The sequence below is a fragment of the Bradyrhizobium ottawaense genome, assembly GCF_002278135.3.
GTDB classification, from domain to species: Bacteria; Pseudomonadota; Alphaproteobacteria; order Rhizobiales; family Xanthobacteraceae; genus Bradyrhizobium; species Bradyrhizobium ottawaense.
On record NZ_CP029425.2, the window covers coordinates 2,984,823 to 3,008,776 of the forward strand.

Annotated in this window: 21 protein-coding genes; 12 read left to right on the forward strand and 9 right to left on the reverse strand. The window is 63.4% G+C overall.

Features of this window, described 5'->3' with window-relative positions:
• Positions 1 to 69: 69 nt before the first annotated feature.
• Positions 70 to 1,515 carry an adenylate/guanylate cyclase domain-containing protein gene (locus tag CIT37_RS14085; RefSeq protein WP_028143357.1) on the forward strand — a complete coding sequence of 482 codons (1,446 nt, stop codon included), beginning with the start codon at positions 70 to 72 and terminating at the stop codon, positions 1,513 to 1,515.
• 5 nt (positions 1,516 to 1,520) lie between these two features.
• Here the strand turns inward: CIT37_RS14085 and CIT37_RS14090 are convergent, their stop codons facing one another.
• The gene (locus tag CIT37_RS14090) at positions 1,521 to 2,360 is read right to left on the reverse strand and encodes a uroporphyrinogen-III synthase (RefSeq protein WP_095425618.1); all 840 of its coding nucleotides are present in this window, start codon (positions 2,358 to 2,360) and stop codon (positions 1,521 to 1,523) included.
• A 175-nt stretch (positions 2,361 to 2,535) separates the two neighbouring features.
• On the opposite strand from CIT37_RS14090, the gene purU reads away from it, so the two are divergent.
• On the forward strand, positions 2,536 to 3,399 hold the full coding sequence (gene purU, locus CIT37_RS14095) for a formyltetrahydrofolate deformylase (protein WP_028143355.1): 864 nt from the start codon (positions 2,536 to 2,538) through the stop codon (positions 3,397 to 3,399).
• 73 nt (positions 3,400 to 3,472) lie between these two features.
• On the opposite strand, the gene CIT37_RS14100 is transcribed toward purU, so the two are convergent.
• Entirely contained in the window at positions 3,473 to 3,766 is a 294-nt protein-coding gene (locus CIT37_RS14100) for a hypothetical protein (protein ID WP_028143354.1), read from the reverse strand.
• 571 nt (positions 3,767 to 4,337) lie between these two features.
• On the opposite strand from CIT37_RS14100, the gene CIT37_RS14105 reads away from it, so the two are divergent.
• From CIT37_RS14105 to CIT37_RS14130, 6 genes are all read left to right on the forward strand, one after another.
• Entirely contained in the window at positions 4,338 to 5,516 is a 1,179-nt protein-coding gene (locus CIT37_RS14105; RefSeq protein WP_038949020.1) for an ABC transporter substrate-binding protein, read from the forward strand.
• 181 nt (positions 5,517 to 5,697) lie between these two features.
• Positions 5,698 to 6,567 carry a branched-chain amino acid ABC transporter permease gene (locus tag CIT37_RS14110; protein ID WP_028143352.1) on the forward strand — a complete coding sequence of 290 codons (870 nt, stop codon included), beginning with the start codon at positions 5,698 to 5,700 and terminating at the stop codon, positions 6,565 to 6,567.
• An 8-nt stretch (positions 6,568 to 6,575) separates the two neighbouring features.
• Positions 6,576 to 7,604, forward strand: a complete 1,029-nt coding sequence (locus CIT37_RS14115) for a branched-chain amino acid ABC transporter permease (protein ID WP_095425617.1) — start codon at positions 6,576 to 6,578, stop codon at positions 7,602 to 7,604.
• Positions 7,601 to 8,356, forward strand: a complete 756-nt coding sequence (locus CIT37_RS14120; RefSeq protein ID WP_028143350.1) for an ABC transporter ATP-binding protein — start codon at positions 7,601 to 7,603, stop codon at positions 8,354 to 8,356. Before CIT37_RS14115 ends, CIT37_RS14120 begins: the two co-directional genes overlap by 4 nt.
• Positions 8,349 to 9,065 (forward strand): ABC transporter ATP-binding protein, encoded by a 717-nt coding sequence (locus CIT37_RS14125; protein ID WP_028143349.1) that lies wholly within the window; start codon positions 8,349 to 8,351, stop codon positions 9,063 to 9,065. Before CIT37_RS14120 ends, CIT37_RS14125 begins: the two co-directional genes overlap by 8 nt.
• A 24-nt stretch (positions 9,066 to 9,089) precedes the next feature.
• A complete protein-coding gene (locus CIT37_RS14130; RefSeq protein ID WP_095425616.1) occupies positions 9,090 to 10,208 on the forward strand; it encodes a cobalamin-independent methionine synthase II family protein in 1,119 nt (372 codons plus the stop codon).
• Positions 10,209 to 10,402: 194 nt separating this feature from the next.
• Here CIT37_RS14130 and CIT37_RS14135 read toward each other — a convergent pair whose 3' ends face one another.
• Positions 10,403 to 12,127: a caspase family protein gene (locus CIT37_RS14135; RefSeq protein ID WP_095425615.1), complete on the reverse strand. Its 1,725-nt coding sequence runs from the start codon at positions 12,125 to 12,127 to the stop codon at positions 10,403 to 10,405.
• Positions 12,128 to 12,228: 101 nt separating this feature from the next.
• Positions 12,229 to 13,317, reverse strand: coding sequence for a TIGR02281 family clan AA aspartic protease (locus CIT37_RS14140; RefSeq protein ID WP_095425614.1), 1,089 nt, complete (start codon positions 13,315 to 13,317; stop codon positions 12,229 to 12,231).
• 192 nt (positions 13,318 to 13,509) lie between these two features.
• On the opposite strand from CIT37_RS14140, the gene CIT37_RS14145 reads away from it, so the two are divergent.
• From CIT37_RS14145 to ahcY, 3 genes are all read left to right on the forward strand, one after another.
• Positions 13,510 to 14,865 (forward strand): hypothetical protein, encoded by a 1,356-nt coding sequence (locus tag CIT37_RS14145; RefSeq protein ID WP_028143346.1) that lies wholly within the window; start codon positions 13,510 to 13,512, stop codon positions 14,863 to 14,865.
• 62 nt (positions 14,866 to 14,927) lie between these two features.
• Positions 14,928 to 16,124, forward strand: coding sequence for a methionine adenosyltransferase (gene metK / locus CIT37_RS14150; protein WP_028143345.1), 1,197 nt, complete (start codon positions 14,928 to 14,930; stop codon positions 16,122 to 16,124).
• 124 nt (positions 16,125 to 16,248) lie between these two features.
• A complete protein-coding gene (gene ahcY / locus CIT37_RS14155; RefSeq protein ID WP_028143344.1) occupies positions 16,249 to 17,670 on the forward strand; it encodes an adenosylhomocysteinase in 1,422 nt (473 codons plus the stop codon).
• A 75-nt stretch (positions 17,671 to 17,745) separates the two neighbouring features.
• On the opposite strand, the gene CIT37_RS14160 is transcribed toward ahcY, so the two are convergent.
• Positions 17,746 to 18,765, reverse strand: a complete 1,020-nt coding sequence (locus CIT37_RS14160; protein ID WP_028143343.1) for a class I SAM-dependent methyltransferase — start codon at positions 18,763 to 18,765, stop codon at positions 17,746 to 17,748.
• On the reverse strand, positions 18,758 to 19,753 hold the full coding sequence (locus CIT37_RS14165; protein WP_152036337.1) for a fatty acid desaturase: 996 nt from the start codon (positions 19,751 to 19,753) through the stop codon (positions 18,758 to 18,760). Before CIT37_RS14165 ends, CIT37_RS14160 begins: the two co-directional genes overlap by 8 nt.
• 406 nt (positions 19,754 to 20,159) lie before the next feature.
• Here CIT37_RS14165 and CIT37_RS14170 point away from each other — a divergent pair, with 406 nt between their 5' ends.
• The gene (locus CIT37_RS14170) at positions 20,160 to 21,626 is read left to right on the forward strand and encodes a flavin-containing monooxygenase (RefSeq protein WP_038971731.1); all 1,467 of its coding nucleotides are present in this window, start codon (positions 20,160 to 20,162) and stop codon (positions 21,624 to 21,626) included.
• Positions 21,627 to 21,644: 18 nt separating this feature from the next.
• On the opposite strand, the gene CIT37_RS14175 is transcribed toward CIT37_RS14170, so the two are convergent.
• The 3 genes from CIT37_RS14175 to CIT37_RS14185 are packed head-to-tail and all read right to left on the reverse strand — an operon-like array spanning position 21,645 to position 23,900.
• Positions 21,645 to 22,901 carry a YbfB/YjiJ family MFS transporter gene (locus CIT37_RS14175; RefSeq protein WP_038971772.1) on the reverse strand — a complete coding sequence of 419 codons (1,257 nt, stop codon included), beginning with the start codon at positions 22,899 to 22,901 and terminating at the stop codon, positions 21,645 to 21,647.
• 32 nt (positions 22,902 to 22,933) lie between these two features.
• On the reverse strand, positions 22,934 to 23,170 hold the full coding sequence (locus CIT37_RS14180) for a tautomerase family protein (protein ID WP_028173203.1): 237 nt from the start codon (positions 23,168 to 23,170) through the stop codon (positions 22,934 to 22,936).
• A gap of 19 nt (positions 23,171 to 23,189) precedes the next feature.
• Positions 23,190 to 23,900 (reverse strand): SDR family NAD(P)-dependent oxidoreductase, encoded by a 711-nt coding sequence (locus CIT37_RS14185; protein WP_038949032.1) that lies wholly within the window; start codon positions 23,898 to 23,900, stop codon positions 23,190 to 23,192.
• Between the last annotated feature and the right edge of the window lie 54 nt (positions 23,901 to 23,954).

The following is a 23,954-nucleotide window of genomic DNA, read 5'->3' on the forward strand; positions in this document are numbered from 1 at the left end:
CGCCGTTTTTCCCGCCCACGCCTGCGCGTGACGAACGATTAATCCGAGCGCACCTAATCCGAGCGCACAATGACCGACATTCAGGAAAGGCTCCTCGAAAGCAAGATGACCGAGATCGAGCGGGCCCGATCCTGGAGCCCCCGCGTGATCTCCAAATTCGAAACGCTCATCAGGAGTGGTGACGATCTATCGCTCTACCGCGTCAATCCGCTGGCATTCGCGCGCGACCGCGCCATTGCAGAGCCGGAAAGCATTGATCTGTTTCTCTATGCGACGAGAAGCGGGCTATTCGAGATGAGCTGGGATGTTGTTTGTCCCCAATCCGGCATGGTGCTCGATAGCTTCGGCGCCTTGCGCACGCTCAAGACCCACTATGTTTGTGGTTTGTGCGACGTCACTGGCGAAACCGATCTCGACGACTTCATAGAGGTCACGTTTACGGTGTCGCCCCAGCTTCGGCGGCTTCCGTTTCACGATCCTGCCTCCCTCTCGGTCGAGGATTTCCATTGGAAGCTTCGATTTCTGAATGACGCGCGGATACCTGGCCAACAAATCCGATTTCTCGACTATTTGCATGCGTTCGTTCGCGGCCTTTCGTTCTTGCCGCCAGGCTCCGCCACGACCATTCGTTGCGAACTCGGTCCCGGCGCTCTGGCGGGGGTCAATATTCAAACCCAGGCTGCGTTCGCCGTTGCGGTGGCCGGCGAGCCGACAACCTCGCCGACAATCTTGCGAGTTGGATACGATGGGCAGCGCTTTTCCCCCTCGCTGGCCGCCGTGCCGCCCGGCCCCGTCATTGTCGAGGCGGAGAACCGCGGATCCACGCGAGGCTCCCTGCTCCTGATCAACTGGCCGCCTGAGGTTTTGGCTCAAGCGATCAAGCCGCCGCTTGATTTCGAGCCCTACATGTCCGGCGGGATGTTGCTCGCGAGACAGACGTTTCGCCGCCTGTTCCGGTCAGAACGCGTGGACGAAAGGGAGGGCCTGGGAATCCGGCAGGTGACCCTGCTGTTCACGGATCTCAAAGGTTCGACCGCCATGTACGAACGGCTCGGCGATCTCAATGCCTATGCGCTGGTCCGCGAACATTTTGCTTTGCTCGGTGCGACCGTTCAGGAACATTCCGGTGCCATCGTCAAGACGATCGGCGATGCAGTCATGGCGGTCTTCTCTCGCCCGACAGACGCGATCTCGGCGGCGCTCCACATATTGGGGGAAATCGAACGCTACAATTCCGACCACGGCGATCCGAGCATCATCCTGAAGATTGGAGCCCATTGCGGCCCCTCCATCGCCGTGACCCTGAACGACAATCTGGATTATTTCGGCCAGACCGTAAATGTTGCCGCGCGTGTCCAGTCGCTGGCGGATGCGGGCGAGATTTGTATCTCGGAGGCGCTGTATTCGGCGCCGGGAGTGAGCGATCTCCTTTCCGGGCATGCAATCGCGGTGTTTGAAGCTCCTCTTCGCGGCGTTGAAGGAAATGCCAGCGTGTATCGTGTCGTGCCCGGGTAGGACCCTTACCTCCCTTGCCGGGGCAGCTTCTCCGCGAGCGCGGCTGCCATCGCCGAGATCAGAGGCCGCATGAAATAGGCTTCATCGGCCGGCGAGACGTCCGTGCGCAGTCCATTGGCAGCAAGCTCACCCGAAACAGCCGGGCCCACCGACGCAATCAGCGTCCGGTCGAAGCCGGCGCGCAGCTTCGCCTCGCTGCCATGCGCCTTGGCGGCCTCGATCAGGCGGCGGACCTGGCCGAGATTGGTGAGCGCGACGGCATCGATCCGCCCCGCGGCCATGTCGTCGATGGCGGTGACGATGTTGGCATCCGCTGCCTTGGAATCGTAGGCATAGGGCAGCACGGCATCGACCTCGGCGCCTTGCGCGGCAAGGGCGCCGATCAGCGCGCCATGGTCCTTGTCGGGATAGAGCTGAAGGCCAAGGCGCCGGCCCTTCAGGTCGAGCTTGCCCAGCATCTCCATCACGCCCTCGGTGGTCGGCTTGCCCGTGGTCTGCTGCGCTTCGAGGCCGACCTCGCGCAGCGCCTTGCCGGGCTTCGGGCCGCGGGTGAATTTTCGCGATCCGGCGAGGGATGCGACAAACGCGCCGTCGAGCCCACGCGCCCGCGCGAGCTTCATGATCCGCCGAAGGCCTTCGCCGGTCATCAGCACAAGGTCGTCAAGGGGCTTGTCGATGGTGCGGCGGATCCAGGCCTCGACCGGAGCAGGGTCCGGTGCATCCTGGATGGTAAACATCGGGCATTGCACGACCTCGGCGCCTTGCTCGGCCAGAAGCTTCGAGAACTGCGCCTCCTCGCGCGTTTCCAGGATCAGGATGCGGTAGCCGTTCAAGCGTTCGGCCATGGGCGTACTCCGGGCAGTTAAAGCAGTCGTCCGTTCATCCTGACTCCGCGCTTCAGGTCGAAGCAAGTCTTGGGATTGGCGCAAGGGGACGTCGGTGATAGAGCAGGGCGCAAATCGCGGGTCGTTCCGCATCATTTGCCCAAACCTTCATCAAGAGCCAAGCCTGTTCATCAACATGCCCGATCATCAATATGTCCTGACCCTGTCCTGTCCGGATCGTCCCGGCATCGTCTCGGCGGTGTCGACGTTTCTCGCCCACAACGGACAGAACATTCTCGATGCTCAGCAGTTCGACGACATCGAGACCAAGCAGTTCTTCATGCGCGTGGTGTTCACCGCGGCCGATCTCGCCGTGGAACTGTCGGCGCTGCAGACCGGCTTTGCCGCGATCGCCGAGCGTTTCGGCATGGACTGGCAGATGCGCGATCGGGCCGCGCATCGCAAGGTGATGCTGCTGGTGTCGAAGTCGGACCACTGCCTGGTCGACATCCTCTATCGCTGGCGCACCGGCGAACTGCCGATGACGCTTGCCGCCATCGTCTCCAACCATCCGCGCGAGGTCTATGGCGGGCTCGATTTCGGCGGCATTCCGTTCCACCATCTGCCGGTGACCAAGGAGACCAAGCGCGAGCAGGAGGCACAGATCCTCGACCTCGTCGCCAAGACCAGGACCGATCTGGTCGTGCTCGCCCGCTACATGCAGATCCTGTCGGACGATCTGTCGGCGCAGCTTTCGGGCCGCTGCATCAACATCCATCACTCGTTCCTGCCGGGCTTCAAGGGCGCAAAGCCCTATCACCAGGCCCATGAGCGCGGCGTCAAGCTGATCGGCGCCACCGCGCATTACGTCACGCGCGATCTCGACGAAGGTCCGATCATCGACCAGGACGTCGAGCGCATCAGCCATCGCGACACGCCTGAGGATCTCGTTCGCAAGGGCCGCGATATCGAGCGTCGCGTGCTGGCCCGCGCGATCCGCTACCACCTCGACGACCGCGTCATTCTCAACGGCCGCAAGACCGTGGTGTTTGTGGATTAGCGAATAGTGAGTGGCGAGTAGCGAAATAGAAGGGGTGGCTATATTCGCCACTCCCCATTCGCCATTCGCTCCCTTAGCGCACCGCGCCAGCCGGCGCGGTCCCGGTCGCGCCCTTCTGCGCCTGCTCTTCCTTCTCGCGATCCGCCGCCGGCAGCAGCCGCTTGCGTTCGCGCTCCTTCATGTAGGCGTCGTATTGCGGCGTGCCCGCTCGCGGCGGGGCATCTGCCGGCAGCCCGCCGGCCCATTGCGGGATGGAGTCGCCCATGCCGGCGGAGAGTCTTTCGTTGACGGTGCCGCAGCCGGCAAGGTTGGAAGCCAGCAAGGCAACGACGGCAGCGATTGAAGGCAAACGGATACGCATGAGCATCTTCTGGGTCGAGCTGGACCGGGCGCGGATGACCGGCGCCCGATGGGCGCCAGCGGCGCACTCTAGTCCTCAACAAGTAAAATTGGCCTATTCGACGACGGATTTGCTTGTATACATAATGGTAAAATAATACGCAATTTTAGGCGTTGATTGGGTCTATCTAGGTGATACGGTATACAGTCCGTATTTTCGGCGGGGCAATCGGAGTTGGGAATTTCGATCTCGTCGTCCGGCGAATGTTCGAATTCTGCAAAGCGGAGGCGGATTTCTCCAGCCACGTCGCCGCCGGGCGCTCTTACCGTGCGTATCAACCCGGAGGGACTCGGCTCGCACAGCGAAAGGCTTTCTTGTTGACAGGGCCATTTTATTTGTACAATCGTACAAATATCTCCTCCGCCGTCGATCCGATCGCGCGGCTTGCGCCGAATGGTCGCCCAACGTCCGATTGACAACGGGGTTGCAGAGGACGCCATGTGGCCGCGCGGCATGGCTTGTCCGTAGGTTAGAGCGCGGCAAGGACCGGGTACTCGGTCTGGCGCACAAGGTCAGGAATGAAGGGGAGGGACATCTGATGTTCGAACGCAGAATTTTTTCACGCACCGTAGCAGCAGCCGCCATCGCGGGCGTTGCAGGCCTTGCGTCTGCCAAGGCCGAGGACACCGTCAAGGTCGGCCTGATCCTGCCGATGACCGGCGGCCAGGCTTCGACCGGCAAGCAGATCGAGAACGCGATCAAGCTCTACATGCAGCAGAAGGGCGACACCGTCGCCGGCAAGAAGATCGAGATCATCCTCAAGGACGACGCCGCGATCCCGGACAAGACCAAGACCGCCGCGCAGGAGCTGATCGTCAACGACAAGGTCAACTTCATCGCCGGCTTCGGCGTGACGCCGGCCGCGCTGGCGGCCGCGCCGCTGGCGACGCAAGCCAAGATCCCGGAAGTCGTGATGGCGGCCGGCACCTCCATCATCACCGAGCGCTCGCCCTATATCGTGCGCACCAGCTTCACGCTGGCGCAGTCCTCGACCATCATCGGCGACTGGGCGGTGAAGAACGGCATCAAGAAGGTGGCGACGCTCACCTCCGACTACGCGCCGGGCAATGACGCGCTCAACTTCTTCAAGCAGAATTTCACCGCAGGCGGCGGCGAGGTGGTCGAAGAAGTCAAGACGCCGCTGCAAAACCCGGACTTCGCGCCGTTTCTGCAGCGCATGAAGGACGCCAAGCCGGACGCGATCTTCGTGTTCGTGCCGGCCGGCCAGGGTGGCAACTTCATGAAGCAGTATGCCGAGCGCGGCCTCGACAAGGCCGGCATCAAGGTGATCGGGCCGGGCGACGTCACCGACGACGACCTGCTCAACAACATGGGCGACGCCGTGCTCGGCACGGTCACCGCGCATCTCTACTCCGCGGCGCACCCCTCGCAGATGAACAAGGATTTCGTGGCAGCCTACAAGAAGGCGTTCGGCAATCGTCCGGGCTTCATGGCGGTGAGCGGGTATGACGGCATCCACCTGATTTATGAGGCGCTCAAGAAGACGAATGGCGACACCGACGGCACCAAGCTGGTCGAGGCCATGAAGGGCCAGAAGTGGGAGAGCCCGCGCGGCCCGATCTCGATCGACCCCGAGACCCGCGACATCGTCCAGAACATCTACATCCGCAAGGTCGAGAAGGTCGACGGCGAGCTCTACAACGTCGAGTTCGCGACCTTCGAGGCCGTCAAGGATCTCGGCAAGACCAAGAAGTGACCCGCGAAAGCGGGGCATCCCGGGGCGCGCATTAGCGCGAACCCGGGATATCATGCCCCTTGCTCCGCGTCATGCCCGGGCTTGCCCCGGGCATCCACGCGAAGCCAGGAAAACAAAGTCCGGACAAGAACGTGGATGGCCGGGACAAGCCCGGCCATGACGATAACTCTAAGCTGAGACGATGACCTCTATCCTCACCAACCTGTTCGATGGCGTTGCCTACGGCATGCTGCTGTTTGTGCTCGCGTGCGGGCTTGCGGTCACGCTTGGATTGATGAACTTCGTCAATCTCGCCCATGGCGCCTTCGCCATGGCCGGCGGCTATGTCTGCATGGTGCTGGTCAACCGGATGGGCTGGCCGTTCTTCGCAGCGCTCCCGCTCGCTTTCGTCTCCTCTGCCGCGATCGGCATCGCGCTCGAACGGACGCTGTACCGCCACCTCTATACGCGCAGCCATCTCGATCAGGTGCTGTTCACCATCGGCCTGACCTTCATGTCGGTTGCTGCCGTCGACTACATCCAGGGCTCCTCGCGCGTCTTCATCAACCTGCCCGCGGCACTTCAGGGGCAGTTCGACCTGTTCGGCGTCGGCATCGGCCGCTACCGGCTGATGATCATCGTGATCTGCGGCCTGCTCACCATCGCGCTGCAGATGGTGCTGGCCAAGACCCGCTTCGGCAGCCGCCTGCGCGCCGCCGTCGATGACCCGCGCGCCGCAAGCGGCCTCGGCATCAACGTGCCGCAGGTGTTCGCCTTCACCTTTGCCTTTGGCTGCGGGCTTGCCGGCCTCGGCGGCGCACTGAGCGCTGAGATCCTCGGCCTCGATCCGTATTTCCCGCTGAAGTTCATGATCTACTTCCTGATCGTGGTCACCGTCGGCGGCTCGTCCTCGATCACCGGCCCGTTCCTCGCCTCGCTCCTGCTCGGTATCGGCGACGTCGCCGGCAAATATTACGTGCCGAAGATGGGCCCCTTCGTGATCTACACCATGATGATCGTGATCCTGATCTGGCGTCCGAACGGCCTGTTCGGCCGCACGGCCGCGCGTTGAGTTCGCCGATGAGTGCTTCCTCCGACGTCGGTCATCACGCCCAGCGCCACGCGCGATGGCACTACGGCGAAGTCGCCTTCTGGCTGATCGTGCTGGCCTGCGGCTTTGCATTTCCCACGCGCTATCTGATCATGACCGACATCCTGCGGCTGGCGCTGTTTGCGATGTCGCTGGATCTCATCCTCGGCTATGCCGGCATCGTCTCGCTCGGGCATGCTGCCTTCTTCGGCGTCGGCGCCTATGCCGCGGGGCTTCTCGCGCTTCATGGTATCGTGAACGAGCCCGTGCTGGCGCTGATCGTCGCTGGCCTGGCCGCGATGGTGCTCGGCTTTGCCACCAGTTTCCTGGTGATCCGCGGCGTCGATCTGACGCGCCTGATGGTGACACTCGGCATCGCGCTGCTGCTGGAAGCGCTCGCCGAGCGCTTCTCCAACATCACCGGCGGTACCGACGGCCTGCAGGGCATCGAGATGCAGCCGATCTTCGGCCAGATTCCCTTCGATATGTTCGGCAAGGCCGGTTTCTTCTATTCGCTGGCTGTCCTGTTCCTGCTCTTCCTGTTCGCCCGCCGCGTGGTGCATTCGCCGTTCGGCCTGTCGCTGCGCGCGATCAAGAACAATCCGCTGCGCGCCGCCGCGATCGGCATTCCCGTCAACCGCCGCCTGATCGCGATCTACACGCTCGCGGCGTTCTATGCCGGCGTCGCGGGCGCGCTGTTCACCCAGACCACGGCGATCGCCTCGCTCGACGTGTTTGCCTTCGAACGCTCCGCCGATCTGATGCTGGTACTCGTCATCGGCGGCACCGGTTACCTCTACGGCGGACTGGTTGGCGCGGTGATCTTCCGCATGCTCCAGGAAGTGTTCTCCACCATCACCCCGCAGTACTGGCAATTCTGGATCGGTCTCGTGCTGGTCGTGATCGTGCTGGTCGGCCGTCAGCGCCTGCACCGCTGGGTGCTGTACGTACCCAATCTGGTCATCAGGCAGATTGCGGGACGCAAGGCCGTCGTCGCCGTGCCGGAGAGCGACGCATGACCATCGTGCTCGAAACCCAAAATCTCGAAAAGCAATTCGGCGGCCTGCGCGTCACCCGCGACCTGTCCTTGAAGATCGAGCAGGGCGCTCGCCACGCGCTGATTGGCCCGAACGGCGCCGGCAAGACCACGGTCATCAACCAGCTCACCGGCGTGCTCAAGCCGAATTCGGGCCGCATCCTGCTCGAAGGCCAGGACATCACCGATCTTCCCGTGCACAAGCGTGTGCTGCGCGGCCTGTCGCGCACCTTCCAGATCAACCAGCTCTATCCTGACCTGACGCCGCTCGAGACCATTGGCCTTGCCGTTTCCGAGCGGCTCGGGCATGGCGGCGACTGGTGGCGGCGGATGGGCACGCGCAGCGACGTCAACGGCGAGATCGCCGATCTGCTCACGCGCTTCCACCTGCTCGACGTCATGAACGAACAGACCGTGACGCTGCCCTACGGCAAGCAGCGCCTGCTCGAGATCGCGGTCGCGATCGCCGCCAAGCCGCGTGTGCTGCTGCTCGATGAGCCCGCCGCCGGCGTGCCCGAGAGCGAGCGCCACGACATTCTCGCGGTCGTCGGCAGCCTGCCGCGCGACGTCACCGTGCTGTTGATCGAGCACGACATGGACCTCGTGTTCTCCTTCGCCGACCGCATCTCCGTGCTGGTTTCGGGCGCGCTGCTCACCGAGGGCCCGCCCGAGCAGGTCGCGCGCGATCCGCAGGTCAAGGCCGTCTATCTCGGCGAGGAGGCGGTCAATGTCTGACCTGCTCGCGATCGATTCGTTGCGCGCCGGTTATGGCGAGGCGGTGGTGCTGCCCAACATGTCCCTGCGCCTCGCCGAGGGCCAGGTGCTGGCGCTGCTGGGCCGCAACGGCACCGGCAAGACCACGCTGATCAATTCGATCGTCGGCGTCACCCGCCGCTTCTCAGGCAGCGTGGCGCTCGCCGGCACCGATGTCACTTCGCTCCGGCCTGACCAGCGGGCGCGCGCCGGCATCGGCTGGGTGCCGCAGGAGCGCAACATCTTTCGCTCGCTCACTGTGGAAGAGAACATGACCGCGGTGGCGCAGCCCGGTCCCTGGTCGGTCGAGAAGGTCTACGAGATGTTCCCGCGGCTGAAGGAGCGACGGAGCAATTTCGGCAACCAGCTCTCCGGCGGCGAGCAGCAGATGCTGGCGATCGGCCGCGCGCTCACCCTCAATCCGAAAGTGCTGTTGCTGGACGAGCCGACAGAGGGCCTTGCCCCCATCATTGTCGAGGAGCTCTTGAAGGCGATTGGCAGCATCACGCGGGCAGGCGGCATCTGCTCGATCATCGTCGAACAGAATGCCCAAAAGATTCTGGGGCTGGCCGACCGCGTTGTGATATTGGAGCGCGGGACGATCGTCCACGATGCTCCGAGCGCCGCGCTGAAAACCGACCCCTCGGTCCTGGAACGCCATCTCGGCGTCGCCGGGGCGGCGGCTCACTAAACTAAAATGTCCAGGGAGTAAGACATGCAGCGAACCAAAGCCCCCTTCCGCGCCGACGAGGTCGGCAGCCTCCTGCGTCCGGCCAAGATCAAGGAAGCCCGTAGCCGGCTCGAGAAGGGCGAGATCTCGGCCGACGATCTGCGCAAGATCGAGGACATGGAGATCGAGAAGGTCGTGCACAAGCAGGCCTCGATCGGGCTCAAGCTCGCGACCGACGGCGAGTTCCGCCGCTCATGGTGGCATTTCGACTTCCTGGCCAGGCTCACCGGCTGCGAGCTGTTTCATCCCGACACCGGCATCCAGTTCGCAGGCGTGCAGACCCGGCACGACGCGGTGCGGGTGATCGACAAGCTCGACTTTCCCGACGACCACCCGATGCTGGACCACTTCCGCTTCCTGAAGAAGGTCGCCGACCAGGCCCACGTCACCGCCAAGATGACGATACCTTCGCCGGCAGTGCTGCACTTCCGCGGCGGCCGCAAGTCGATTTCCAAGGACGTCTATCCCGATCTTGAGGCCTTCTACGAAGACCTCGGCAAGACCTACCGGAAAGCCGTCAAAGCGTTCTACGATGCCGGCTGCCGCTATCTCCAGTTCGACGACACCGTGTGGGCCTATCTCTGCTCGCAGGATGAACTGCAGAAGGCGCGCGAGCGCGGCGACAATCCGGACGGTCTCCAGCAGATCTATGCCCGCATCATCAACTACGCGCTGGCCGAGAAGCCCGCCGACATGGTGGTGACGACGCATGTCTGCCGTGGCAATTTCCGTTCGACCTGGATTTCTTCGGGCGGCTATGAGCCGGTTGCCGAGACCATGCTCGCCGGCACCAATTACGACGGCTATTTCCTCGAATATGACAGCGACCGCGCCGGCGGCTTCGAGCCGCTGCGCTTCCTGCCCAAGGGCAACAAGGTCGTCGTGGTCGGCGTCATCACCTCGAAGTTCGGAGAGCTCGAGAAGAAGGACGACATCAAGCGCCGTCTGGAAGAAGCCGCCAAGTTCGCCCCGCTGGAGCAACTCGCGCTGTCGCCGCAATGCGGCTTTGCCTCGACGGAAGAGGGTAACGTCCTCTCCGAGGAAGAGCAGTGGGCGAAGCTGAGCCTTGCGGTCGAGATCGCGAAGGAAGTGTGGGGCAACTGACCGGCAGCGCTCGCCTCGCTCCTGTCCCGGACGCGCTGCAACGCGCTTAGCGTTGCGGTGCAGAGCCGGGACCCAGAAAGCAACGAGCTGCCCCCGCGGGAAAATGGGCCCCGGCTCTGCAGCGCACCGCTGAACTGGACGATGCTACGCATCGCCAGGAAAGCGCTGCGCTGCGTCCGAGGCACGAGACCATCTCACTTCTCCGCCAGATAGACCTCGCCCAGCAGCGACGAGTTCGACCACGGCACCTGCTTGTTCTTGGTGCTCGAAACCACCTCTGCCCGCACCCGCGTCAGCATCTGCTGCACCTCCAACCCCGGGGTGCCGAGATGGCGAGACAACGCGGCGGAGAACGGCGAATTCGCGCCTTCGCCGTCGAGCGCGACCTGGCCCGGCGCGGTCGCGAATGCGATCAGCGTGCCGGCCCCTAACGTCGCGCCGCTGCCGAGGCTCGTCGGTGCAGCGAGACCCGAAGCGCCCTCGATGCCGCGACTGCTGCCGGCGGATGCGACCTGCTGCGCCATGGGATTGTTGCGGCAGGCATCGAAGATCAGGATGTTGGTGCGAACCTGGTCGTCGAGGCCGGCCATGATCGTGTCCATGTCGATCATCGCTTCTGTCATGCCCGTGCCCGGCTTGAGTTCGACGTCGACGGGAATGAGGTAGTTGCGGCCGTCGACCTGCACGCCATGGCCGGCATAATAGACCACCGCCACCTGCGCCCGTGCGGCCTCGCGCAGGAAGTGGCGCGTCATCTTCTGCATCGCGGCACGGTCGAGATCGACGCCCTCCGACACGGTGAAGCCGATGTCGCGCAGGCTCTTTGCGACCGCACGGGCATCGCTGGACGGGTTGGGTAGTGCCTTGACGTGTTGATAGGCGCCGTTGCCGATAATCAGCGCCATGCGCTTGCCGCGGCCGCTCGCGAGCGGAGATGGCGAGGGCGCCGGCGTCGCGGTCGCCTGCTGCTGTGACGGCGTGCTGGGCTGCTGCGCGATCGACATCGGCGCGTCGCGCGGGACCGGTGCGGGCGCTTCGGTGACGAGCGAGAGCCGCACCTTTGCGGTGGCCTGATTGGCCTTGCTGCCGGCGTCCGACGCCACGACCGCGAGCGCCGCCTTGTAGTCCTCGCGCGCGCTTGCGTAGTCACCCTTCGCTTCATAGGCCAGCGCGCGATGGGTGTAGCCGGAGATCAGCACGCTGTTCGGCGGCGTCATGATGTTGGCCGGCGGTTTGTCCCTGGCGAGCCGGATCGCCTCGCTGCCGTCGGCGATGGCGCGATCGAGATCGCCCTTGGCGCGCCAGATCGCGGTGCGGTTGATCAGCGGCTGCGGCAGCGAGGGGTCTAACCGGATCGCCTGGTTGATGTCGGCGAGAGCGTCGTCGTAATCGCCGAGCGCCTCCTTCGAGATGCCGCGGTTCTGGAACGAGAACGCGGATTTCGGATCGGAACTGATCACGGCGTCATAGTCGGCGATCGCCCTGGCGTAATCGCCCTTGCCGCGCCAGGCATTGCCGCGGTTGTGGAAGATGATGCCGCTGGGCGCGCCGAGCTTCAGCGCGTCGTCGAAATCGGCGATCGCGATGTCGTACTCGCCCTTGTCGTAATAGGCCGAGCCCCTGAGATTAAAGGCCGCCTGGCTCGGTTGCAGCCTGATCGCCTCGGTGGCGTCGGTGATGACTTTTGCGTAGTCGCCCTTCTTGTTCCAGCCCACCGCGCGCCAGAAATGGATCGTCGCAAGCTGCTCGCCTCGAAACACCTTCAAGGCGATGATCTTGTTGCAGGCGTCGATCATCTTGTCCGCTGGCGTCGTGTCGGTGGTGCAGAGCGGCCCAAGCTGGCTGCGCGCCTGCGCGAAGCCGGGTGCGGACCAGGGCAGGGCGGCAAGCAGAGCGGGGATCAGCAGCAGGCGGCGCACGCAGACCTCGGCGACAGGCGGATTTCGACGGTGGTTTCAGCCGTTTGGTCGCGCCGGCCTATGTCCCGGTTCACGCCCGGGCTTACCCAGGCAGCCGCAAGTCACTTCCTTGGCTGCCGGGTCCGGATCTCCATCGATCCACGCGCCATCTGCACCTCAAACCGCGACAGGAAGCTCATGCCGAGGAGGCCGTCGATGCCTGGCCCATAACTCTTGTCGTCGCTGCTCTGAACTGCGATCGGCACGTTGGTCGCCTCGAGCTTGCCCAGCGCGACCTTGTCGGCTTTGGTGAGCTTAGCCTTGATCTGCCCGTTGGCGGTGTTCAGCGTGATCTCGCTTGCGCCGCCGTCTGCAATCTTGGCCTTGCTCGCGAAGGACGACTTCACCGACACGTAGCTCGCACCGGTGTCGAGCACGAACAGCCCGCGCACGCCGTTGATCTCCGCCTTGGCGGTGACGACACCTCTCTGTCCCTGCAATGGGAAGCTCTCCTTGCGGAGCTCGTTCGATGAGACGCAATTACCCTGCCGCTCATAGTCGGCGATGATCTTCTGGGTCTTGCTGGTGTCGCGCGTGGCGGGATCGAACGCAACCCAACGGTTGATCGGCGCTGTCGCCTCGCAGAACTGCTTCAAGGCGGCGTAGGCGTTGGCCATGCGCAGGAACACGCTGCTGGACACCATCTTCTTGTCGCCGGCGAAAAGCTCAATCGTGTCGGAGTAATCGGTCAGCGCGCGGCGATAGTCGCCGGCACCATCCAGCGCCATGCCGCGCAGGTAGCGCGCGGTTTGGTCGGATGGGGCGCGCCTGACGTACTCGTCCGCCGCTTCGACGGCTTTCGGGTAGTCGGTCAGTCTTATGTAGATGCTGACTGCCTTGTTCAGTGCGGTCAGCGGCGCCCCGCAGTGCTTGACGAAATTGAAGAGTCCGTCAGCGGCCTGTCGCCGATAGCCGAGCTTGTCGAGCCACTGCGCAAGATCATCGATGCTCTTCTGGTCGCAGGGCTCGCGCTTGAGCTCTTCCAGCTTCAGCCAGACGGACGGGTCGCGCGCGGCGGCGACCGGGAGTGGCCCGATGCGCGCATAGACGGACTGGAAGACTTCGTCGGGATTGTCGGCCAGGTAGCCCGCGTGACCAGTACCTGAGAGTGCAGCGAGCAACACCACTGCAAGCCAAAACGACCTCAACATATCCAGCCCCGAACGTCCCGTCCGCCATGTATACCGATAAGTGTAGGCACGGCCAGACGCACGACGGGAGTGTCCCCAATCGGCGTAGCACCGCCGATCGACAGCACGTGGAGCAATTCCAGGGTATTCCCTGAGTGGGCAGAATTTGTTAGAGAACAGTGCCCAACAGGTCTGCCCACCAAGTTCCCACCGATGAAAAACGACGAAATCCTGAGCCAGATCACGGAGTTCTGCCGCAAGGCGGACATGGCGGAATCGACGTTCGGCCGGCGGGCGGTGAACGATGGGAAGCTGGTGCATCGCCTGCGCGAGGGCAAGCGCATCACCATCGATACGCTGGACCGGATCCAGGCCTATATGGCGGCATCGATGGCCGGCGGCGTGCCGCCGCCGCGCGGGCTTCAGGTGCCGCCCGAAAAGCGCGATCCACGCGGCAATTTCCGTTTCTTCGAGAATCGCCAGAAGTACCTGCTGTTCGTCCACACCTGCAGCGAGAAGCGGGTGGTCGCCGACAGGGTCGCACTGGAGCTTTCCTCCATCCATCCGCGCCCACCGGCCTTGCGCGTGTTCGACGCCGGCGTCGGCGACGGCACGGTGCTGGCGCGGGTGCTGCGCGCAACGCACCAGCGCTACCCGCACATGCCGTTCTACGTCGCCGGCAAGGAGCTCAGCCTCGAGGACCTGCGCCTGACCCTGGAGAAGGTGCCGGACCGCATTTTCGAGCATCCGGCGTCGGTGTTCGTCTTCACCAACATGTTCTACTCGGAGGCGCCCTGGCTGACGCCGGCATCGCCGGCGGCGGCGGCTGCGACCGTCTGGCACGAGGTCCCGCTGCGGGGCGCCTCTTCGGGCGAGTTCGAGCAGCAGATCGCGGAACTCCGGCCATTCCTGGAGCAGAACTGGCGTGCCGCGATCAGCCCACGCACGGCCATGCCGCTGTACGAGCGGCCGGTCGTCCTGGTGCTGTATCGCGAGGACCACAGGTTCTTGCTGGATTCGACCATTCCGCGGCCGGGCCAGACCGAGGCCAATTTCGACCTCGTCATCGCATCCCAGCCCTACCGCGCCCTGTCCTCGGTCAATTTCCGGGCAAAGCGGATCATCGCGCCCCTGGCCCGGGCACTTCGGCCGGGAGGCCGGCTGATCGGAATCCACTCCCACGGCCAGGATCCGGGCATGGAAATGATCCAGGCGATCTGGCCAGGAGAAAATCCTTTCGCCGTGAGCCGTCATGAGCTATTGCGCGCCGTTAAGTATGAACTTGGCTCGTTGGGCCGCGACTTAAATTTTAATGCATATGCGGATAACCGCTCGATCTTCAGGTATGATATGGAAGCGCTGCCCAACGAGGTAACCGGCACCATCGGAACCTCGACAGCCTTTGCAGCGTGGAATGCGGCGGTGTATGTCGCTCAGATTGAGGACGACCGGTTGACAGAAATGACTCAAAACGGCCGCACTCTGGATGCCGCCAGGGACGTTCTGCGGAAGTACAATGGGCTCTGGTTTCTCGACGAATCCTACGTCATCTCGCGCCGGCGTGATTGACATCATCCACAGGTAAACATCGCAAACGCCCGCCGGTTTAGCGGCGGAACAAGGGGTTACTGATGCGCGCGTCCTATCTCTTCACCAGCGAGTCCGTGTCCGAGGGCCATCCGGACAAGGTGTGCGACCGGATCTCCGACGAGATCGTCGATCTGTTCTACCGCGAAGGGCCGAAGGCCGGCATCGACCCCTGGCAGATCCGCGCCGCCTGCGAGACCCTGGCGACCACCAACAAAGTGGTGATCGCCGGTGAGACCCGCGGTCCGAAGTCGGTGACCAACGAGCAGATCGAGGGCGTCGTCCGGGGTGCGATCAAGGACATCGGCTACGAGCAGGAAGGTTTCCACTGGAAGACCTGCGACATCGAGATTCTGCTGCATCCGCAGTCGGCCGACATCGCCCAGGGCGTTGATGCGCTGCAGCCGGGCGAGGTCAAGGAAGAGGGCGCGGGCGACCAGGGCATCATGTTCGGTTACGCCACCAACGAGACGCCAGATCTGATGCCGGCGCCGATCTTCTACGCCCACAAGATCCTTCGCCTGATCTCCGAAGCCCGTCACTCCGGCAAGGAGAAGGTGCTCGGTCCGGACTCCAAGAGCCAGGTCACCGTGCAGTACGAGAACGGCAAGCCGGTCGGCGTGCGCGAGATCGTGGTTTCGCATCAGCACCTGGTCGAGGACATCTCGTCCAAGCAGATTCGCGACATCGTCGAGCCCTATGTGCGCGAGGCGCTGCCGAAGGACTGGATCACGCCGAAGACGATCTGGCACATCAACCCGACCGGAAAGTTCTTCATCGGCGGTCCCGATGGTGACTCCGGCCTGACTGGCCGTAAGATCATCGTCGACACCTATGGTGGCGCGGCCCCGCATGGCGGCGGCGCGTTCTCCGGCAAGGATCCGACCAAGGTCGACCGCTCGGCGGCTTATGCTGCGCGCTACGTCGCCAAGAACATCGTTGCCGCCGGCCTTGCCGACCGCTGCACGCTCCAGCTCGCCTACGCCATCGGCGTGGCGCGGCCGCTGTCGATCTACATCGACACCCACGGCACCGGTAAGGTGCCGGAGGAGCAACTCGAGAAGGCGGCGGCGCAGGCGATGGATCTGACGCCCCGCGGCATCCGCAGCCATCTCGACCTCAACCGCCCGATCTACGCGCGCACCTCGGCCTACGGCCATTTCGGCCGCACGCCCGACAACGAGGGCGGCTTCTCCTGGGAGAAGACCGACCTCGTCGAGCAGCTCAAGCGCGCGCTCTGATTCACTTGCGTCATTCCGGGGCGCCGCAACAGCGGCGAACCCGGAATCTCGAACTGCCTGATTCCGGGTTCGCTCGTTTCACGAGCGGGTCCGGAATGACGAGCCAAACAAACAGGAACCTCCAATGAACGCGAAGCCCGGCTTCACCGATTACATCGTCAAGGACATTTCGCTCGCCGATTTCGGCCGCAAGGAGCTCTCGCTCGCCGAGACCGAGATGCCCGGTCTGATGGCCACCCGCGAAGAGTACGGCCCGAAGCAGCCGCTGAAGGGCGCGCGCATCGCCGGCTCCTTGCACATGACGATCCAGACCGGCGTGCTGATCGAGACGCTGGCCGCCCTCGGCGCCGACATTCGCTGGGTCTCCTGCAACATCTATTCGACGCAGGACCACGCTGCGGCCGCGATCGCTGCCGCCGGCATTCCCGTCTTCGCCGTCAAGGGCGAGACGCTGACCGAGTACTGGGACTACACCGCAAAACTGTTCGACTGGCACGGCGGCGGTCACCCGAACATGATCCTCGACGACGGTGGTGACGCCACCATGTACGTCCATCTCGGTCTGCGCGCTGAGAACGGCGACGCTGCGTTCCTGGACAAGCCGGGTTCGGAAGAAGAGGAAGTCTTCTTCGCGCTGCTGAAGAAGCAGCTCAAGGAAAAGCCCAAGGGCTACTTCGCCGAGATCGCCAAGAGCATCAAGGGCGTGTCCGAAGAGACCACCACGGGCGTGCATCGTCTCTATGACATGCAGAAGGCCGGCACGCTGCTGTGGCCCGCCATCAACGTCAACGACAGCGTCACCAAGTCGAAGTTCGACAATCTCTATGGCTGCCGTGAATCGCTGGTCGACGGCATCCGCCGCGGCACCGACGTGATGATGTCGGGTAAGGTTGCGATGGTCGCCGGCTTCGGCGACGTCGGCAAGGGTTCGGCCGCCTCGCTGCGCCAGGCCGGCTGCCGCGTGATGGTGTCGGAAGTCGATCCGATCTGCGCGCTGCAGGCCGCGATGGAAGGCTACGAAGTCGTGACCATGGAAGACGCAGCTCCCCGCGCCGACATCTTTGTCACCGCGACCGGCAACAAGGACATCATCACCATCGAACACATGCGCGCGATGAAGGATCGCGCCATCGTCTGCAACATCGGTCACTTCGACAACGAGATCCAGATCGCGGGTCTGCGTAACCTGAAGTGGACCAACATCAAGCCGCAGGTCGACGAGATCGAATTTCCGGACAAGCACCGCATCATCATGCTGTCGGAAGGCCGCCTCGTGAACCTCGGCAACGCGATGGGCCATCCGTCCTTCGTGATGTCGGCCTCCTTCACCAACCAGACCCTGGCGCAGATCGAGCTGTTCGCCAATAACAAGGACGGCAAGTACAAGAAGGAAGTCTACGTGCTGCCGAAGTCGCTCGACGAGAAGGTCGCGCGCCTGCACCTCGCCAAGATCGGCGTCAAGCTCACCGAGCTGCGCAAGGACCAGGCCGACTATATCGGCGTGAAGCAGGAAGGCCCGTACAAGTCGGACCACTACCGCTACTGAGGCGCAGCGCGCGTCAAGAACGCACGAAGCCCCGGAGCAATCCGGGGCTTTTTTTCGGCCTCACGCTGTTGTCGGTCACGCGACCGGCGGACCTCCAGGCTTGCGCGCAAGGACCAGCATGGCCGAAGTCCTTGCGCCAAGCGTGCGACGAAGCAACTCAAAGCCTGTGATCGCCATCAACGGGAGGCGTGACTTCATCGGATTGAACCATTCCGCAAGCTTCGGCATCGGCAGGACCGTGTTGTAGCGCAAGCCATGGCGGAACGAGTGAAGCCAGAAGGAATGTCCGGTCTGGTAGAAAATGCCCGCTGGCTCCAGTCCGGCCTTCTCGACCGCCCGCCCGATGCTCTTGCTGTTAAAGAGGGTCCAATGCCGGGGAATATGAAGACCGCCCCACCAGCCATTGGAGAAGAGCCGGCGATCGATCGAGTCGGTGTTCGGAGTCTCGAGCGCCAGGACTCCGCCAGGAGATAGCCACTCCGTTAACTTGCGCATCACGGCGATCGGATCTTCCACATGTTCGATCACGTGAAACATCGTGATGAGATCGATCGTGCCCGGTTCGATCTCGGTGCAGTCCTCGACGCGTCCCGCCCAAACCCTGAACCCGTCACTCTGAAGCTTGGGCAGCGCCGGCGAGGGCAAGTCCATGCCATAGATGCGGTCCCGCGACATCCCCCGTTCCGCGAACTGGTAGAGATAGCGGCCATCGCCGCAGCCGACGTCCAGATAGCTGGTCGGTTTTTTCTCCATCCGCTTGGTGATCCCGGCAAGCTTGATGCGATCGAGCATCGCCTTGCCTTTGAGAATGACGGCCGGCAGCTTTTCCGACATATCGTAGGCATAGTAGGTTGGCGGATAGATCGTGGACAGCTCACCGTTTGCCGGTCGCGGATCGATCCAGACCGCTTCACACTCGGTGCACTGGAAAAAGGTCCAAAGATTGCGGCACGTCTCGATTTCATAATCGAACCCGTGCGCATATTCGCGCCGATGATCGGACCCGCAAACGGGACAATGACTGACGCGCACCGTCTCGATCAGTGGTGCGTTCGTATCGTAGTTCGGCGGAAGACCAATGCCTCGCTCAAGCATGGGATTGCTCGGGCATGACAATTGCGGCGTTGCTCCGCCGCCAATTGGCATACGAGATCAGGTAGCCGACATACGATTTTCGCCACACAAGCCGCGTGTCGCCTTTCCTTGCGATCTCCGAGGTGCGTATCAGACGATCAGCCTCGGGCAGGTTGTAGTACGGGATGCTCGGCCAAAGATGGTGAGCCATATGATAGTTCATGTTGTGAGGGGCGAAGAACAGCTTCTCGAACCAATTGCTCTCGTAGGTGATCAATCGCATCGAGCTGTCTGCGTCTTCATCAGCGATCATCATCGAATGCTCGCAGAATACGCGCACGAGATCGGCGCGGTAGGCAAGGGCGTAGGTTGGCGCAAGCCAGAGGCACGGATAAGCCCAGGCTCCGATCGAATAGCTCAGGCCACCAATCAGAGCGAGTTGCCAGGCGGCCAGAAGAAGGATGTCTCGGAGCCGATAGCGCTCGGAGGGTTCGACGGGACTAGCGACGGAGTGGGGCGATCGCTTGAAAAACACATTCCTGACGGCCGTCACAAGCGGGCTGACGCCACTTAGGAATGCCATGAAGGGGATGACCACATCCTTGCCCTCGTGCACATATTTGAAACGATCGGGGTCGTCCGCGAGGCACGTCGAATGATGGTGCGTCATGTGGTTGCGACGATTGATCCGCGTGATCGCGCCGATCGAGGCGGTCATCGTCAGATCATTCCAGAGATCATTGAGGGTAACTGATCGAAAGAGTCTGCGATGGAGCCCATCATGCATAATGATGTAGAGGCCATAGAAATTCACACCGACGACGAAGAAGGCGAGGACGGCTGTGGCAAAGTTCGGCCACAGCGCGACCATCGTCCAGGCCGCTACGATCAATGTCCAGTGGACCACCGTCGCCAAGACGGGAACCCACGGTCTTATCTCATTGAGCCGTCTGAGGTCTGACGGCGTGATCAGATTAGCGCGAAACGGCGAATAGGCCTGGACCGACATTTCACGGTGCTCCCAGCGCAGGTCGTTCAAGCGGTCGAAGTACTACCCGCAATGGAAGGGAATATAAAGTAGTTCTACTAGCAAAAGGCCGACTCGATCGCCGGATTAGTCTGTCGTTTGCCGTGATACACGTTCCAGCCGCTCCGCGGTTGGAGCCGGTTCCGAGCGAGCCAATGCCTTGGAGCCGTGCGCGGGGCGACGTCGTTGGCGCGCGCTGGGAATGCGCGTAGACCAAAGAAGACCAAAAAGGTCGCGAAGACGCCGAAGTTCGTTTTCTGGCGCTTCCAGGACGGGAAGGCGGTGGATTCCACGAGGATTTCGACACCGCCTGGGTCTACAGTGTGACCATCTCCTGACGGTTGCAATTCGGCGCGGCGCTGCCCATGCTGTGCCCAGGGAGAGCGCCATGGCCGAAGCCGCAGAACATCTCGACGTCATCATCGTCGGTGCCGGCCTGTCAGGCATCGGCGCGGGCTATCATCTTCAGACCAAGTGTCCCACCAAGAGCTACCTCATCCTGGAGGGGCGCGACTGCATCGGCGGCACCTGGGATCTGTTCCGCTATCCCGGCATCCGCTCCGACAGCGACATGTTCACGCTCGGCTATTCGTTCAAGCCGTGGACCGATCCGAAGGCGATCGCGGATGGGCCGCAGATCCTGAACTATGTGCGCGAGACCGCGGCCGAGAACGGCATCGAGAAGCACATCCGCTTCCGCCATCGCGTCAAACGGGCTTCGTGGTCGACGCCGGACGCGCGCTGGACCATTGAGGCCGAGCGCATCTCGGGCGAGGGCGCGACCGAGCTGGTGTGCTTCATCTGCAATTTCTTATTTCTGTGCTCGGGCTATTACAAATACGAGGCGGGCTACACGCCGGAGTTCAAGGGCGCCGCTGATTTCGCCGGCCGCATCGTCCATCCGCAGAAATGGACCGAGGACATCGACTACGCGGGCAAGCGCGTCGTAGTGATCGGCTCGGGCGCGACCGCGGTGACGCTGGTGCCGGAGCTCGCCAAGAAGGCGGCGCAGGTCACCATGCTGCAGCGCTCGCCGACCTACGTGGTGTCGCGCCCTGCGCAGGATCCCGTCGCCAACAAGATCCGCCGTAATCTGCCGACGCGGCTTGCCTATCATGTCATCCGCTGGCGCAACGTGATGTGGGGGATGTTCTTCTTCCAGCTCAGCCGGCGCCGGCCAGCGAAGGTCAAGGAGCTCGTCCTCAAGGGCGTGCAGATGGCGCTTGGCCCGGACTACGACGTCGCCACCCATTTCACGCCGCGCTACAATCCCTGGGACCAGCGGCTGTGCCTCGTGCCTGACGGCGACCTGTTCAAGGCGATCCGCGAGCAGCGCGCCTCCGTCGTCACCAGCGAGATCGACACGTTCACGCGGGACGGGATTCGCCTGAAGGATGGCAGCGAGCTTGCCGCCGACATCATCGTGACGGCGACCGGGCTGGTGCTCCAGGTCGTCGGCGGTCTCGACGTCAGTGTCGACGGCCGTGCCGTGGATTTCGCCAATACGCTGACCTACAAGGGCATGATGTATGCCGACGTGCCCAACATGGCCTCGGCCTTCGGCTACACCAATGCGTCCTGGACGCTGAAATGCGATCTCACCTGCGAATATGTCTGCCGTCTCATCAATTACATGGACCGGCACAATTTCCGCCAGTGCATGCCGCATAACGACGATCCCGAAATCACCGCGCAGCCGTCGCTGGACTTCACCTCGGGATATGTGCAGCGCTCGGTCGCCAAGATGCCGAAGCAGGGCTCGAAGCAGCCGTGGCGGCTGTACCAGAACTACGCGCTCGACATCGTCTCCCTGCGCTTCGGCCGGATCGACGACGGCGTGATGCGATATTCCTGAACGCATCGCCGCCTGGAGTTATGCCTTGCGTGTGGCAAGTGCCAGTGCAAGGTCGATCGCGAGCGCCAGCCCCACCGCGCCGCCGCCGAGTGCGAACAGCACCGGATAATCGCCGCCGGTCTGCGCGTAGATCCAGGAGAAGCCGTAAGCGGCCGCGGCCTGGAACAGTGCAAAGCTGGTGGTGGCATGGCTCCATGTCGCGCGCTGCTGCTCGGCAGAGTGCGGAACGAGTTCATGGATACGTCCGAGCACCAGTGGCACGATGCCCGGCGTGAAGCCGCCGACCACGAGGCTCGATACGATCAGGGAAAGAGGTGCGGTGCTGACGGTCGGCAGCAGCACGGCGGCCGCCTCGATCAGAAAGGCCGCGCGCAACGCCGCACCGAACCCGGCGCGGTCACCGAGATGGCCGGTGACGAGCGGGCCGACGATGGCGCCGAGACCGTACAGCACCCAATAGCGCGATCCCGCGGCAATGCCCTGGCCGAGGCCGCGCGCCACGAAATCGACGATGAAGACCATGTGCGGTACCAACGCCACCGCGTTGAGGCCGTACTGGATCAGCAGCGTGCCGGCGATGGCCGAGGTTTGACGGGGCTTGGTTTGAGAAAGCGGAGTGTCGCTCTTCGCTTCGGCGGGCCAGTTCCACCAGCTCGCGAGCGTGAGCAGGGCGGAGAGCACGCCGAGCCCATACCAGCTCTGCTGCAGGCCCTGTTGCAGCAGCAGCGGCACCAGCGTGCCCGATGCGGCGACGCCGAGGCCGACGCCGGCAAAGATCACGCCGCCGACGATGCCACGCCTTGCTGCTGAGGTGTGCGGCAGAATGACGGAGGCCGCCAGCACCATGATGATTCCGCCGGTGAGGCCGGAGAGGAAGCGCCAGGCGAAGAACCACGTGAACGACACCGGCGATGAGCTGGCGAAAAAGGAGAGGGTGGCAAGCAGCATCATCGCCCGCAACGCGCGAACCGCGCCGATGCGGCTGGCGACACTCCGTGCCGCGAGCGCGCCCGCGAGATAACCGGCGAGGTTCGCAGCGCCGAGATAGACGACATCCGATGCGCTGAACCATTTTGCCGCGATCAGGGCCGGGATCAGCGGCGTGTAGGAAAAGCGGGCGAGGCCGAGTCCGACCAGCGAAGCGGACAATCCCGCCGCCGCATATCGCCAGGTCCGCTGCGAAGAGTGCTGCTTTGACGAGGTCTCTCGTGAGGCCGATACTGGCCTCGGATGTGGCCGAGCCCCGGCGTGTGGTTTCAGATCTGCGTTGGTCATGTCACCCTCGTGCGCGCGCGATCGCGCGCGGATCATCCTGTCTGGGCGGCGCGGCGCCGCCGGAACTCCGGCACGGGCAGGCCGCCCCAGCCCCAATTGTCGGTGTCGACTTCCTCGATCACGACGAAGGTGGAATCGAGCGGCTTGCCGAGCACGTCGAGCAGCAGCTGGCTCGACCCCTTGATCAGTGCGGCTTTCTCCTCCGCGGTGAGCGACGCCGCCCCTGGCGTCGTTCCTTCGCGGGTCACTTGAATGGTGACGATGGGCATTGTGGATCTCCTCCCACGCTCAGTGGCCGGCGCTCTGGCCGCCGTCGACATGCAGGATCTCGCCGGTGACGAAGGAGGCGCCCTCGAGATAAAGGACGGCACCGACGATGTCGGACATCTCGCCCATGTGGCCCACGGGGTGCAGTGCGTTGAGCTGGGCATGCGTCGCGGTCGGATGCATCGGCGACTTGATGATCCCTGGCGAGACCGCGTTCACACGAATGCCGCGCCTGGCGTATTCGATCGCGAGCGACTTGGTCGCGGCGTTGAGGCCGCCCTTGCTCAGCGAGGCCAGCACCGAGGGGACGTTCGAATTGGCCTGATCGGTCAGCGTGGTCGTGATCTGGACGACGTGACCCGAACCCTGCTTCTCCATCTCGGCGATCGCGAGCTGCGTGATGTGGAAGAAGCCCGCGACGTTGGTGCCCATCACCGCCGCGTAATCCTCGGCCGTGTACTGCGTGAACGGCTTTGCGACGAAGATGCCGGCATTGTTGACCAGCGTGTCGACGCGCCCGAAGCGGGCGACGGCCTGCGAAACCACACGCTCGGCGGTGCTCCGGTCGGCGATGTCGCCGGCCACGGCGAGGACGTCGTCGTCGCCTGACGGCTTGATGGAGCGTGCGGTTGCGACGACGCGGTAGTTGCGGTCCCGAAAACCCTGGACCAGGGCGGCGCCGATGCCCTGCGAAGCACCGGTGATGATGGCGACTTTCTGCTCGATACCCATAACGGGCTCCTGTTGTTGGCCTTGAGAACCTGCGCCAGCACTCGGCCGGCTTGG

What these genes read in the sequence shown, in the direction of transcription:
- CIT37_RS14105 (WP_038949020.1), top strand. Translation starts at nt 4,338, where the DNA reads ATGTTCGAACGCAGAATTTTTTCACGCACCGTAGCAGCAGCCGCCATC.
- CIT37_RS14165 (WP_152036337.1), bottom strand. Translation starts at nt 19,753, where the DNA reads ATGTCGGTCCAGGCCTATTCGCCGTTTCGCGCTAATCTGATCACGCCG.
- CIT37_RS14140 (WP_095425614.1), bottom strand. Translation starts at nt 13,317, where the DNA reads ATGTTGAGGTCGTTTTGGCTTGCAGTGGTGTTGCTCGCTGCACTCTCA.
- CIT37_RS14145 (WP_028143346.1), top strand. Translation starts at nt 13,510, where the DNA reads ATGAAAAACGACGAAATCCTGAGCCAGATCACGGAGTTCTGCCGCAAG.
- CIT37_RS14175 (WP_038971772.1), bottom strand. Translation starts at nt 22,901, where the DNA reads ATGACCAACGCAGATCTGAAACCACACGCCGGGGCTCGGCCACATCCG.
- CIT37_RS14125 (WP_028143349.1), top strand. Translation starts at nt 8,349, where the DNA reads ATGTCTGACCTGCTCGCGATCGATTCGTTGCGCGCCGGTTATGGCGAG.
- CIT37_RS14120 (WP_028143350.1), top strand. Translation starts at nt 7,601, where the DNA reads ATGACCATCGTGCTCGAAACCCAAAATCTCGAAAAGCAATTCGGCGGC.
- purU (WP_028143355.1), top strand. Translation starts at nt 2,536, where the DNA reads ATGCCCGATCATCAATATGTCCTGACCCTGTCCTGTCCGGATCGTCCC.
- CIT37_RS14110 (WP_028143352.1), top strand. Translation starts at nt 5,698, where the DNA reads ATGACCTCTATCCTCACCAACCTGTTCGATGGCGTTGCCTACGGCATG.
- CIT37_RS14170 (WP_038971731.1), top strand. Translation starts at nt 20,160, where the DNA reads ATGGCCGAAGCCGCAGAACATCTCGACGTCATCATCGTCGGTGCCGGC.
- CIT37_RS14160 (WP_028143343.1), bottom strand. Translation starts at nt 18,765, where the DNA reads ATGCTTGAGCGAGGCATTGGTCTTCCGCCGAACTACGATACGAACGCA.
- CIT37_RS14185 (WP_038949032.1), bottom strand. Translation starts at nt 23,900, where the DNA reads ATGGGTATCGAGCAGAAAGTCGCCATCATCACCGGTGCTTCGCAGGGC.
- CIT37_RS14115 (WP_095425617.1), top strand. Translation starts at nt 6,576, where the DNA reads ATGAGTGCTTCCTCCGACGTCGGTCATCACGCCCAGCGCCACGCGCGA.
- CIT37_RS14100 (WP_028143354.1), bottom strand. Translation starts at nt 3,766, where the DNA reads ATGCTCATGCGTATCCGTTTGCCTTCAATCGCTGCCGTCGTTGCCTTG.
- CIT37_RS14085 (WP_028143357.1), top strand. Translation starts at nt 70, where the DNA reads ATGACCGACATTCAGGAAAGGCTCCTCGAAAGCAAGATGACCGAGATC.
- ahcY (WP_028143344.1), top strand. Translation starts at nt 16,249, where the DNA reads ATGAACGCGAAGCCCGGCTTCACCGATTACATCGTCAAGGACATTTCG.
- metK (WP_028143345.1), top strand. Translation starts at nt 14,928, where the DNA reads ATGCGCGCGTCCTATCTCTTCACCAGCGAGTCCGTGTCCGAGGGCCAT.
- CIT37_RS14130 (WP_095425616.1), top strand. Translation starts at nt 9,090, where the DNA reads ATGCAGCGAACCAAAGCCCCCTTCCGCGCCGACGAGGTCGGCAGCCTC.
- CIT37_RS14180 (WP_028173203.1), bottom strand. Translation starts at nt 23,170, where the DNA reads ATGCCCATCGTCACCATTCAAGTGACCCGCGAAGGAACGACGCCAGGG.
- CIT37_RS14090 (WP_095425618.1), bottom strand. Translation starts at nt 2,360, where the DNA reads ATGGCCGAACGCTTGAACGGCTACCGCATCCTGATCCTGGAAACGCGC.